General features: G+C 69.7%; 13 protein-coding genes. 9 read left to right on the plus strand and 4 right to left on the minus strand.

Annotated elements, in window-relative coordinates:
• Positions 1-253 precede the first annotated feature (253 nt).
• The 4 genes from ACIOSY_RS07330 to ACIOSY_RS07345 all read left to right on the plus strand — a co-directional run bounded on the left by ACIOSY_RS07330 (position 254) and on the right by ACIOSY_RS07345 (position 4,758).
• On the plus strand, positions 254-1,753 hold the full coding sequence (locus tag ACIOSY_RS07330; RefSeq protein ID WP_400851357.1) for a CoA-acylating methylmalonate-semialdehyde dehydrogenase: 1,500 nt from the start codon (positions 254-256) through the stop codon (positions 1,751-1,753).
• 27 nt (positions 1,754-1,780) lie between these two features.
• Positions 1,781-2,965 (plus strand): acyl-CoA dehydrogenase family protein, encoded by a 1,185-nt coding sequence (locus ACIOSY_RS07335; RefSeq protein ID WP_400851360.1) that lies wholly within the window; start codon positions 1,781-1,783, stop codon positions 2,963-2,965.
• A complete protein-coding gene (gene mmsB, locus ACIOSY_RS07340; RefSeq protein ID WP_400851363.1) occupies positions 2,962-3,861 on the plus strand; it encodes a 3-hydroxyisobutyrate dehydrogenase in 900 nt (299 codons plus the stop codon). Before ACIOSY_RS07335 ends, mmsB begins: the two co-directional genes overlap by 4 nt.
• 120 nt (positions 3,862-3,981) lie before the next feature.
• Positions 3,982-4,758 carry an enoyl-CoA hydratase-related protein gene (locus tag ACIOSY_RS07345; RefSeq protein WP_400851366.1) on the plus strand — a complete coding sequence of 259 codons (777 nt, stop codon included), beginning with the start codon at positions 3,982-3,984 and terminating at the stop codon, positions 4,756-4,758.
• A gap of 105 nt (positions 4,759-4,863) precedes the next feature.
• Here the strand turns inward: ACIOSY_RS07345 and ACIOSY_RS07350 are convergent, their stop codons facing one another.
• From ACIOSY_RS07350 to ACIOSY_RS07360, 3 genes are read right to left on the minus strand one after another with little or no spacing between them, the layout of a single operon-like run.
• Positions 4,864-5,307: a YdeI/OmpD-associated family protein gene (locus ACIOSY_RS07350; RefSeq protein WP_400851369.1), complete on the minus strand. Its 444-nt coding sequence runs from the start codon at positions 5,305-5,307 to the stop codon at positions 4,864-4,866.
• A 20-nt stretch (positions 5,308-5,327) separates the two neighbouring features.
• On the minus strand, positions 5,328-5,822 hold the full coding sequence (locus tag ACIOSY_RS07355) for an SRPBCC family protein (protein ID WP_400851372.1): 495 nt from the start codon (positions 5,820-5,822) through the stop codon (positions 5,328-5,330).
• Positions 5,782-6,318 (minus strand): MarR family winged helix-turn-helix transcriptional regulator, encoded by a 537-nt coding sequence (locus tag ACIOSY_RS07360; protein WP_400851376.1) that lies wholly within the window; start codon positions 6,316-6,318, stop codon positions 5,782-5,784. Before ACIOSY_RS07360 ends, ACIOSY_RS07355 begins: the two co-directional genes overlap by 41 nt.
• 122 nt (positions 6,319-6,440) lie before the next feature.
• Here ACIOSY_RS07360 and ACIOSY_RS07365 point away from each other — a divergent pair, with 122 nt between their 5' ends.
• The 3 genes from ACIOSY_RS07365 to ACIOSY_RS07375 are packed head-to-tail and all read left to right on the plus strand — an operon-like array spanning position 6,441 to position 9,851.
• On the plus strand, positions 6,441-7,217 hold the full coding sequence (locus tag ACIOSY_RS07365; protein ID WP_400851379.1) for an electron transfer flavoprotein subunit beta/FixA family protein: 777 nt from the start codon (positions 6,441-6,443) through the stop codon (positions 7,215-7,217).
• A gap of 1 nt (position 7,218) precedes the next feature.
• Positions 7,219-8,187: an electron transfer flavoprotein subunit alpha/FixB family protein gene (locus ACIOSY_RS07370; RefSeq protein WP_400851382.1), complete on the plus strand. Its 969-nt coding sequence runs from the start codon at positions 7,219-7,221 to the stop codon at positions 8,185-8,187.
• Positions 8,188-8,195: 8 nt separating this feature from the next.
• The gene (locus ACIOSY_RS07375) at positions 8,196-9,851 is read left to right on the plus strand and encodes a cytochrome b/b6 domain-containing protein (protein ID WP_400851385.1); all 1,656 of its coding nucleotides are present in this window, start codon (positions 8,196-8,198) and stop codon (positions 9,849-9,851) included.
• Between the two features lie 94 nt (positions 9,852-9,945).
• On the opposite strand, the gene ACIOSY_RS07380 is transcribed toward ACIOSY_RS07375, so the two are convergent.
• The gene (locus ACIOSY_RS07380) at positions 9,946-10,452 is read right to left on the minus strand and encodes a GNAT family N-acetyltransferase (RefSeq protein WP_400851388.1); all 507 of its coding nucleotides are present in this window, start codon (positions 10,450-10,452) and stop codon (positions 9,946-9,948) included.
• Between the two features lie 131 nt (positions 10,453-10,583).
• On the opposite strand from ACIOSY_RS07380, the gene ACIOSY_RS07385 reads away from it, so the two are divergent.
• On the plus strand, positions 10,584-11,144 hold the full coding sequence (locus ACIOSY_RS07385) for an acyl-CoA thioesterase (protein WP_400851391.1): 561 nt from the start codon (positions 10,584-10,586) through the stop codon (positions 11,142-11,144).
• An 85-nt stretch (positions 11,145-11,229) separates the two neighbouring features.
• The gene (locus ACIOSY_RS07390; protein WP_400851394.1) at positions 11,230-11,652 is read left to right on the plus strand and encodes a hypothetical protein; all 423 of its coding nucleotides are present in this window, start codon (positions 11,230-11,232) and stop codon (positions 11,650-11,652) included.
• Positions 11,653-11,680: the final 28 nt, after the last annotated feature.

Below are 11,680 nucleotides of genomic sequence, written 5' to 3' on the forward strand. Positions count from 1 at the left end.
GCGATCCGCGCACCTGCAGTTGTAGTTCGCCGAGATGACGCGGCGGTGAACGCCGCCTCAACATCCGTCGCTGCCCGACGCGCGGTGGATCGGTGCGAAATGTCACTTCTCGGCGCTCATTTCGAGCATTTCCCACCGATCGACCCGGGCTCGCACCCCCGCGACTGCGCATATACAAGGACGCCCTAGTAAATACGCGGATGCCGAAGTAAACTCGCGATGTGCCAATGACGGCACGAAGGGACGTCGCAAAATGACTCGTACCATCCCGCACTTCGTGGGCGGATCGCACCTCACCCCCGACGGGGGACGCTTCGCCGACGTGTTCGACCCAAGCTCCGGAGCCGTGCAGGCCCGCGTGCCGCTCGCCTCGGCCGACGAGGTGCGCGCCGTGATCGCGAACGCCGAGGCCGCCCAGCAGCAGTGGGCAGCGACCAACCCGCAGAAGCGCGCCCGCGTGCTGCTGCGTTTCCTCGACCTGGTGCAGCGCGACCTGCAGTCGCTCGCCGAGCTGCTCGCGAGCGAGCACGGCAAGACGGTCGACGATGCGAAGGGTGACATCCAGCGAGGCATCGAGGTCATCGAGTTCTCGGCCGGCGCGCCCCACCTGCTTAAAGGGGAGTACTCCACGGGCGCCGGCGCGGGCATCGACGTCTACTCGATGCGCCAGCCGCTCGGAGTCGTCGCCGCGATCACCCCGTTCAACTTCCCCGCGATGATCCCGCTGTGGAAGGCGGGTCCCGCGCTCGCCGCCGGCAACGCGGTGGTGCTCAAGCCCAGCGAGCGCGACCCCTCGGTGCCCGTGCGTCTCGCCGAGCTGTTCCTCGAGGCGGGGCTCCCGGCCGGCGTGCTCAACGTCGTGCACGGTGACAAAGAGGCGGTCGACACGCTGCTCACCGATGACCGCATCCGTGCCGTCGGGTTCGTCGGCTCGACCCCGATCGCCGAGTACATCTACGCGACGGCTGCTGCGCACGGCAAGCGCGCCCAGTGCTTCGGCGGGGCGAAGAACCACATGATCGTGATGCCCGATGCCGACCTCGACCAGGCGGTCGACGCCCTGATCGGCGCCGGCTACGGCTCGGCGGGCGAGCGCTGCATGGCCATCTCGGTGGCGGTGCCGGTGGGGCAGGAGACGGCGGATGCTCTCGCCACCAAGCTCACCGAACGCGTCGCTCAGCTGCGTGTCGGCCCGTCGCTGGCGCCCGACGTCGACTACGGACCGCTCGTGACGCGCGCCGCGGTCGAGAAGGTCGAGGGGTACATCCAGCAGGGCATCGACGAGGGCGCGACGCTGCTCGCCGACGGCCGCGGGTTCGCGGTCGACGGCTTCGAGAACGGCTTCTACCTCGGACCGACCCTGTTCGACCACGTCACCACCGACATGGCGATCTACCGCGAGGAGATCTTCGGGCCGGTGCTCGTGATCGCCCGCGCCGCCGACTACGAGGAGGCGCTGCGCATGGCCTCCGAGCACGAGTACGGCAACGGCGTCGCGATCTTCACGCGCGACGGCGATGCGGCCCGCGACTTCGCCGCCCGCGTCGAGGTGGGCATGGTCGGCGTGAACGTGCCGATCCCCGTGCCGATCGCGTATTACACGTTCGGCGGATGGAAGCGCAGCGGGTTCGGCGACCTCAACCAGCACGGTGCCGACGCCTTCCGCTTCTACACGAAGACCAAGACCGTGACGAGCCGCTGGCCCTCCGGGATCAAGGATGGCGCGAGCTTCGTCATCCCGACCATGCACTGACCAGGCCACGAGCCGAAGGAGTCGATGATGACCATGACCGACGTCACCACCACCACTGCCGAAGAGCGCGAGGCGATCCTCGAAGCGGTGCGCGAGTACGCCGACGCCGAGCTCGCCCCGCACGCGCTGGAGCGCGACGAGAAGCACATCTTCCCGCGCGAGTCGCTCGGCCGGGGCGGCGAGCTGGGCCTCGGGGGCATCTATGTGCGCGAGGAATCCGGCGGCACGGGCCTGAGCCGCGCCGACACGGTCGCGATCTTCGAAGAGCTGGCCAAGGCCGACCCGGCGGTCGCGGCGTACATCTCGATCCACAACATGGTCGCGTGGATGATCGACACCTACGGCACCGACGACCAGATCGCCCGGTGGATGCCCGACCTCGCGGTCATGGCGCAGTTCGGTGGCTATTGCCTCACCGAGCCGGGGGCGGGATCGGATGCCGCGAACATCGCCACGACCGCGGTACGCGACGGCGACGACTACGTTCTGACCGGCGTGAAGCAATTCATCTCCGGCGCCGGCGAGGCCGCGGTGTACGTGGTGATGGCGCGCACCGGCGGACCGGGTGCGGGCGGCATCAGCGCGATCCTCGTGCCGGGTGACGCCGACGGGCTCAGCTTCGGAGCGCTGGAGAAGAAGATGGGGTGGCACGCCCAGCCCACGCGACAGGTGATCTTCGACGGGGTGCGGGTGCCGGCATCCGCTCTTCTCGGCGAGGAGGGCCGCGGGTTCGCGATCGCGATGTCGGCCCTCAACGGCGGCCGTCTCAATATCGCCGCGTGTTCGCTGGGCGGCGCGCAGTGGGCGCTCGACCGGGCCGTGCAGTACGTGCACGAGCGGGTCGCGTTCGGCGAGCCGCTGGCCGAGAAGCAGTCGATCCTGTTCCAGATCGCCGACATGCGCACCGACCTGCAGGCGGCTCGCCTCATGGTGCGAGACGGTGCGGAGGCGGTCGATGCGAAGGCGCCGGACGCCACGATGCGCTGCGCGATGGCCAAGCGCTTCGCGACCGACGCGGGCTTCGACGTCGCCAACCGCGCGCTGCAGCTGCACGGCGGCTACGGCTACCTGCAGGACTACGGCATCGAGAAGGTCGTGCGCGACCTGCGGGTGCACCAGATCCTCGAGGGCACGAACGAGATCATGCGGCTGATCGTCGGGCGCGAGATGCTGCGCCCCGCAGAATCCGCATCGATGCGGAGCGCCTCATGACCACGTCGTCGAAACAGGTCGTTGCCTTCCTCGGCCTCGGCCACATGGGGCTGCCGATGGCGATCAATCTCGTGAAGGCCGGGCACGAGGTGCACGGCTTCGACCCGATGCCCGCCGCGATCGAGGCGGCGCGCACCGCGGGCATCCCGGTGGCTGCGAGCGGAGCGGATGCCGTCGTCGACGCCGACGTCGTCATCACGATGTTCCCCGCCGGACGCCACGTGATCGACGCGTACCGCACCGAACTGCTCGCCGCCGCGCGCCCGAACACGCTGTTCATCGAGTCGTCGACCATCGCGGTCGACGAGGCCCGCGCCGCGCACGCCCTCGCGCTCGCCGCCGGGCACCGCAACATCGATGCCCCCGTCTCGGGCGGGGTCGTCGGAGCCGAGAACGGCACGCTCGCGTTCATGGTCGGCGCTCTCGACGAGGACTACGCGGCAGCCCTCCCGCTGCTGGAGGCGATGGGCAAGCGCATCGTGCACTGCGGTGGCCCCGGCCTCGGGCAGGCCGCGAAGGTCTGCAACAACATGGTGCTCGCGGTGTCGCAAATCGCCGTCGCCGAGGCGTTCGTGCTGGGGGAGCGCCTCGGACTCGAGCACCAGGCGCTGTTCGACGTGGTGTCACAGGCATCCGGTCAGTGCTGGTCGATCACGACCAACTGCCCCGTGCCGGGTCCCGTGCCCACGAGTCCCGCGAACCGCGACTACCAGCCGGGCTTCGCCGGAGCGCTCATGGCCAAAGACCTGGGGCTCGCGCTCACGGCGATCGAGCAGACGTCGACGGATGCCCGCATGGGTCGGCTCGCCCAGGAGATCTACGCGGCGTACGCCGCGGGCGACGGCGCCGGCCGCGACTTCTCCGGCATCATCACCGATATCCGCGCCGGCGAGTGACCCCGCTTTCGAATCGCTCGAATGGCGCCATCCAGGGCGGATCTGCAGCAAAGTGAGCGATTCGAAAGCCGGGACGGGGAGACTGGACAGCGACACGACACGACACGAGGGAGACACACCATGACCGAGTACGAGACGATCCTGGTCGAGCAGCGCGGACGGGTCGGGTGGATCACCCTCAACCGCCCGCAGGCGCTGAACGCCCTGAACGGGAAGGTGTCCGAAGAGGTCACCGCGGCCGCCGTCGCGTTCGACGCCGATGAGGGCGTGGGGGCGATCGTGGTCACCGGCTCCGAGAAGGCGTTCGCCGCCGGCGCCGACATCAAGGAGATGGAGGGCATGTCGTCGGCGGAGATGCTCGCCACCGACCACTTCGGTGCGTGGACCGACTTCGCCGCCGTGCGCACGCCCGTGATCGCCGCGGTCGCCGGCTTCGCCCTGGGCGGCGGGTGCGAGCTGGCGATGATGTGCGACATCATCCTCGCCGCCGACACCGCCAAGTTCGGGCAGCCCGAGATCAACCTCGGAGTCATCCCCGGCATGGGCGGCACGCAGCGCCTCATCCGCGCGGTCGGGTACTACAAGGCCGCCGAGCTGGTGCTCTCGGGCCGCATCATCGACGCGGTCGAGGCCGAGCGCATCGGTCTCGCCTCGCGGGTGGTGCCGGCATCCGATCTGCTGGCCGAGGCGACGACCCTGGCCGAGACCATCGCCTCGAAGTCGCTGCCCTCGCTCTACGCCGCGAAGGCCGCGCTCGACACCGCGATGGAGACGTCGCTCGCCGATGGCCTCGCGCACGAGAAGCAGGCGTTCGCGCTGCTCTTCGACACTGAGGACCAGAAGGAGGGCATGGCGGCGTTCCGCGAGAAGCGGCAGCCCGACTTCCGGAACCGCTGAGTCGTGGCGCACAACTCCTCAAAGATGCGGCAGTTTCGCCGCGGATCGCCGGTTTCGCGACCGACTGTCGGGTTCTTGAGGAGTTATGAAGGGCTGGCGACCGTCTCAGCCCTGCAGCGCCTCGATGACCTTCGCGATGCGCCGCTCGCGCGTGGCATCCTGCTTGGCTTCGGCGACCGAGCGGGCGTGCTCCTTGCGGGCCGAGTAGGCGAGCGCGTCGAAGGCGGTGCGCAGGGCCGGATCGGCGTCGAGCGCGGCGGCGAGCTCGGCGGGCACCTCGACCGTGCGCTCGCCCGCGTCGAGCCGGATCACGGCGTCGACCTCCTGGTCGATCTCGACGCCCAGTTCGGCGCGCACGGCCTTGCTGAAGCCGATCATGTTCTGGCCTCCCATGCGCGCGAGACGCAGACGGGCGGTGCGGTCGCCGATCGTGACGGCGACCGGGAACGCCTTGCCCGCGCCGAACGATTCGACCTGCGCGTCGGTGAGGACGATCGCGGCGGCGGGTCCCCGGCCTGCGAGAACGGTGTGGATGCGCAGTTCACTCATGCCGAGAGGATACGCCGCCCTCACCGCTGTTCGAGTTCCGCCACGAGTACGCGGTTTCTCTCGGCGATCACGCCGCGCATGTACCGCCGCATGAACAGCCGGTCGACCGCGCGCCCGATCGGTCCGCAGGGCGAGCGGAATGTGACGACGTCGCGCATGAGTGTGCCCCGCGGATGCTCCGCGAAGGTGTGCACGTGCAGGAACGCGGCGAAGGGCCCGGAGATCTGCCGGTCGCGGAATCCGTGGGGCGCGTCGATGGAGAACACCACCGACCGCAGTCGGAACGGGATGCCGAAGTGCCGCGCGCGCCACGTCGCGGTCGAGCCCTCGGTGAACACGCCCCCGGCGGGCGCCTCGACCATCGTCTCGCCGTGCGCGGCCATCGACCGCACGTGCAGCTCGGGATCGAGGGATGCCGCGAACACCGCCGCGACGGGTGCGGCGATCACGGTCTCGAGCACGAACTGCGCCATGTCAGAGGGGCTCCGGCGCAGGACGCGGATCGGTGAAGTCACCGGCATCCTTGCGCAGGCGCGCGACGATCGCGACGAGTTCTTCGGCGTCTGCGCCATCGACTCCGGGGTGCGCGAACACGTCGGCGTTGAGGGCGGTCGTCGCGCGTTCGACGAGATCGCGTCCCGAGGGGGTGAGCGCGAGCAGGGCGGCGCGCCCGTCGTGCGGATGCGGCTCGCGCACGATCAGTCCGTCGCGCACGAGGCGCTCGGCGGTGCTGGTCACCGTCGTCGCGTGCACCTGCAGGCGGGCGACGACGCTCGACAGGGGCAGGCGTCCTTCGCGGCTGAACGCGAGCAGTCGCAGCACCTCGTAGCGCGCGAAGCTCAGCGCGAAGGGCTTGAGTGCGGCGTCGACGCGCGCGAGCAAAAGCTGTTGAGCGCGCATGACCGAGGTGACGAGCGCCATGCCGTCGGCGGCGTCCGCCCATCCGTGCGCGAGCCACTGCCGCTTCGCCTCGGCGAGCGGATCGACGGGCAACGGGCGGGGTCGGACCACGCCTCTACGGTACCTGCCGTGTGCGTCGCTGAGCGGATGCCGCGAGCGGTGGTTCCCAGTTTCATCAGAGGTGGCACGCAGTGCCGCAGGGCTAGAATCGAATCAGTCGTGAGGAGCAATCGATGAAGATCTTCGTCCTGGTCAAAGAGGTGCCAGACACCTATGGCGACCGCAAGCTGAATCTCGAGACCGGCCTCGCCGATCGAGCCGCCGGAGACGTGGTGCTCGACGAGATCACCGAGCGTGCGCTCGAAGTGGCGCTGAGCCACGCCGACAAGAACGAGGGCACCGAAGTGGTCGCCCTCTCGATGGCCCCCGAGGGGTCGACGGCCACGGTGCGGCGCGCGCTCGCGATCGGTGCGGCATCCGCCGTGCACGTCGCCGACGAGCAGCTCGCCGGTGCCGATCTCGGACTCACCGCCGAGGTGCTGGCCGCCGCGATCCGCCGTGCGGCTCCCGACCTCGTCATCACCGGCAACCTGTCGACCGACGGCTCGGGCGGGGTGATCCCGGCGATGCTCGCCGAACATCTCGGCTGGGCGCAGGCGACGGCCCTCACGACGGTCGAGATCGGGGCGGATGCCGTCACCGGCACCCGCGCGAGCGACTTCGGGTCACAGTCGGTCACCGCGCCGCTCCCCGCCGTGATCTCGATCACCGAGGCGCTGCCGGATGCCCGGTTCCCCAACTTCAAGGGCATCATGGCCGCGAAGAAGAAGCCGGTCGAGCAGCTCACGCTGGCCGACCTCGATGTCTCGGCCGATCCCGGTGCGGCTCCGCGCACGATCATGACGTCCGTCGCCGAGAAGCCCCCGCGCGCCGCGGGCGTGAAGATCACCGATGAGGGCGATGCCGCGCAGCAGCTCGTCGACTACCTCGTTCAGAACAGGCTGGTGTGACATGGGCTACCCCGAGAACCCGATCCTCGTGCTCGTCGACGTCGACCCCGCGGGCAACCCCGCCAGCAGCACCGCCGCCCTGATCGGTGCCGCTTCGACGATCGGTGCGCCCGTCGCGCTCGTCGTCGGCGGCTCGGACGAGACGGCCTCCGCGGTCGCCGCGCTCGGAGCATCCGTCGTCCTGACCGCCGATGCCGATGCCGCCGCCCTCACCGTGCCCGTGGTCGATGCGCTGCACGCCGCGTTCGAGCGCGTGCAGCCCGACGCGGTGCTGGTGTCGAACTCGATCGCCGGGCGCGATGCCGCCGCGCGCCTCGCCGTGCGCACGAAAAGCGCCCTCTCGGTCGATGCGGTCGGCGTCTCGCGCGATGACGAGGGCGTCGTCGCCCACCACTCCGTCTACGGCGGGGCCTACCTCGTCGACTCCGCGCCCACCTACGGCGCACCGGTCATCACGGTGCGCCAGGGCGCGGTCGACGCCCGTAGCGAAGCCGTCGCTTCGCCGGTCGTCGAGGCGCTGGAGGCCACCGGTTCCGGTGCGGTCGCGGCATCCGTCGGCGCTGTCGAAGCGGTCGAGGTGGCATCGTCGCGGCCCGAGCTGCGCGGCGCGACCCGGGTCGTCTCGGGCGGTCGCGGACTCGCCTCGAAGGAGAAGTTCGTACTCGTCGAAGAGCTCGCCGATGCCCTCGGTGCCGCGGTCGGCGCCTCGCGTGCCGCCGTCGATGCCGGATACATCCCGCAGTCGCACCAGGTCGGCCAGACCGGCGTCTCGGTGTCGCCGCAGCTGTACGTCGCACTCGGCATCTCGGGGGCGATCCAGCACCGCGCCGGCATGCAGACCTCGAAGACGATCGTCGCGATCAATAAAGACGGCGAAGCCCCGATCTTCGACGTCGCCGATTTCGGTATCGTCGGCGATCTGTTCACGGTCGTTCCGCAGATCATCGCCGCCCTCGACGCCCGGAAGTAGGGGAGTTCATGGTCGCTGAGGCACAGGAGGGGCGGATGCTGCGCCGCGGTCTGCCGCGCGTGCCCGGCGGTGAGCCCTGGCCCCCTGCGGGTGCGGGCGGGGAGCTGCCCTCGACGGGCTCAGGGGCCGAGGCCCTTGCAGAGGCCGAGGTTCTCACGTCGGCCTCCGCGCGGGAAGCGGCCTCCGCGCAGCAGCCGGGCGTCGCGCAGGAGCGGGTCGCTGAGGCTGTCGAAGCGTCCCCCCACGAGTCGCCCGCAGCATCGAGCATCCGCCGCGGCCTGCCGCGCACTCCGGGCGGCGAGCCGTGGCCGCCGGTCGGCGCTGCTCCTGATGTGCCGGACCCTACGACGAGCTCAGGGACCCAGATTCCCGCGGCCGCAGGCCCTTCGGCAGGGCCAGGAACCCCGGTGGCGGAGCCTCGCGCTGAGCAGAACTGGGTCGCTGAGCCCGTCGAAGCGTCCCCCTCCGAGACTCCCGTCGCCTCCGGCATCCGCCGCGGTCTGCCGCGCACTCCGGGTGGCGAGCCCTGGCCGCCGGCCGGGACTGCTCCTGTCGTCACGGGCCCTTCGGTTGTGCCCGGCCCTTCGACGAGCTCAGCGACCCAGATCGGCTCAGGGGTTCAGGAGTTGGTCGCTGAGCCTGTGGAAGCGTCCCCGCCCGCGACCCTCGAACCCGCCCTCGAACCAGTCGCCACCACGACCCCGCGCACGCCCACGGCCTGGAACGGCCGCGCGCCCCGCCACATCACGCTGCCCGCAGCATCCGCTCGCCCCCGCCCGACCTGGACGCAGGGCATCGCCGTGCTGTTCGGCGCGGCAGCCCTCGGTGTTCTCGCCGCGGCCGCAGTGGCGTTCGTGCGCACGCTGCTGAGCTTCCCGTTCATGCAGGACTTCCTCGCGGCGTTCCCGGGCGAGTACGTGTCGCCGATCGCCGTCGAGCCGGGCTTCGCGCCGTGGATCGGGTGGCAGCACTTCTTCAACGTGTTCCTGATGGTGCTGATCATCCGCTCGGGCCTGCGCGTGCGCACCGAGAAGCGGCCGACCGTGTTCTGGTCGCCGCGCAACAACCCCAAGGGCAAGATCAGCCTGACGCTGTGGTTCCACCAGGCGCTCGACATCCTGTGGCTCGTGAACGGCGTGATCTTCGTGGTGCTGCTGATCGTGACCGGCCACTGGGTGCGCATCGTGCCGACGAGCTGGGACGTCTTCCCGAATGCGCTCTCGGCGGCCCTGCAGTACGTGTCGTTCGACTGGCCGCACGAGAACGGCTGGAACAACTACAACAGCCTGCAGCAGCTCGCCTACTTCGTGACGGTGTTCATCGCCGCCCCGTTGGCCGCGATCACCGGGTTCCGCATGTCGGGCATGTGGCCCAAGAAGGCCGAGCGCCTGTCGAAGGCGTACCCGGTGGAGTGGGCGCGGGCCCTGCACTTCCCGATCATGCTGTACTTCGTGGCGTTCATCATCGCCCACGTCGCGCTCGTGATGCTGACCGGATTCCTGCGCAACCTGAACCACATGTACGCCTCGCAGGACGCGGCGACGTGGACGGGCTTCTGGGTGTTCATCGTGTCGCTCGTCGTGATCATCGGCGCCTGGGTGGCCGCTCGGCCTCTCGTGCTCGCGCCGATCGCGAAGGCCTTCGGGCAGGTGTCGGGGCGCTGAGGCGTTCACAACTCCTCGAGAACCGTCCGGACACATAGAATCGGCCCCGCATGCAGAGCATCCGGGGCCGATTCTGAGGAATTGCGAGGTGCGATCAGCGCACGAAGCGCACCTCGGTGAGCGTCTCGCCGAGGAACGGCTCGGTGTGGCTGGCGCCGTCGAGCGTGAAGCCGTTGCGCGTGTAGAAGCGGTGCGCGCGGGGGTTGTCCTCGGCGACCCACAGGTACAGCGGCTCGTCCTTCTCGACGGCGGCGTCGAACAGCTTCTGGCCGATGCCGGTGCCGTGCAGCGCGTCGAGCAGGTAGATGAAGTAGAGCTCGCGGAATGCCGGGGCATCCTTGTCGCGGGCGGGGCCGGAACCGGCGAAGCCGACGATCTCCCCGTCGACGAGCGCGGCGTTCATGGTGAAGTCCGGGCCCTGCGAGGCCCAGTGCGTCCATAGCTCGGCCATGCGGCGGGGCGAGACCCGCTCGAGGGCGGCCTTGCTGATCAGGTGGTCGTAGGTCTCGTGCCAGCACTGCGCGTGCACACGACCGAGGGCTTCCGCATCGACATCACGGACCGGACGGACAATGACTTCTGGCTGGGCTTCGGCGCTCATGATCGTGACTCTACGCGCGGCATCCGTGAAGCGGAAATCGAGTGGATGCTCCCCACAAGCCGTTCTGTGCTGCTGGAGGATTCCGACAACGATGTTCGCAGATCATGCGCCGATGGATACGATCGATCCTCGTGAACGTGATCTGGCGCACCCTCCTCGTGATCCTCCGTGCCCGCCGCCGCGTGCGGCGCGGCAAGACGCTCGATCCGACGGCGGTGGGGAGTATCCGTCTGACCACGCTGCCGACCGACATCGACATCCTGCGCCACATGAACAACGGCCGGTACCTGTCGCTGTTCGATCTGGGGCGGTGGGATCTGCTCATCCGCACCGGGCTGTTCGATGCGATGAAGGACAACGGCTGGTACGCGGTCGTGTCGAGCGAGACCGTCACGTTCCGCAAGTCGCTCGAGCTCTGGCAGAGGTTCGAGGTGCAGTCGCGGTTCATCGGCCATGACGAGAAGGCGCTGTTCATGGAGCACCGCGCGGTCGTCGACGGCGAGATCTATGCGCGGGCCATCGTGCGGGCGCGGATGCTGCGCCGCTCGGGTGGCACCGTGAAGAACGAGGAGCTGTTCGCCGCGGTCGGCAAGCCCGAGGGCGTGCCCGAGATCGATGCGTGGGTGCACGATTGGGCCGCGGCATCCGCCCTGCCGCCCGTGCGGCAGTCGGCCCCGAGCGTCTGGAACTGACGGGCCTCGACACCCGGGTTGAACCCGCCGTAGGGTGAGGGTTCGTCTTCGCATCTCCGACGATGCGCGGTCGCGGAGGGGGATCATGACCGAGCGGAGCGAGCGCACCGGACAGACGCGACGCGAGCGGACGCCGGTGGCGACGATGCTCGTGATGGTGCTCGCCGCGATCTTCGGCATCGCCTGGGTCGTGGGTGGCGTGTTCGCGATCGGAGCGCTCGGTCTGCCCGTGGCGGTCTGGATCGGACTCACCGTGCTCGGACTCCTCGTCAACGTCGCGGTCGTCATCGGCATCGTCCGCCGTGCGACGTGGGCGCAGTGGCTCGTGGCCATGCAGGCGCTCGTGCTCATCGTGTGCCTGGCCGTGCAGCCCGTGGACTGGGGCATCGGGGGGATTCTGGCCGTCGCCGTGCAGTGCGTACTGCTCGTGGTCCCTGCGTCGAACCGGTGGTTCCGGGGCGCTCCGTCCCGCACGGCTTCGGAGATCGTCGCGCGACACCCCGGGTGAGGCATCCGTCCGACGGCGAGTCGGCTCG

Source organism: Microbacterium sp. NPDC087665, from assembly GCF_044743285.1.
GTDB lineage: Bacteria > Actinomycetota > Actinomycetes > Actinomycetales > Microbacteriaceae > Microbacterium.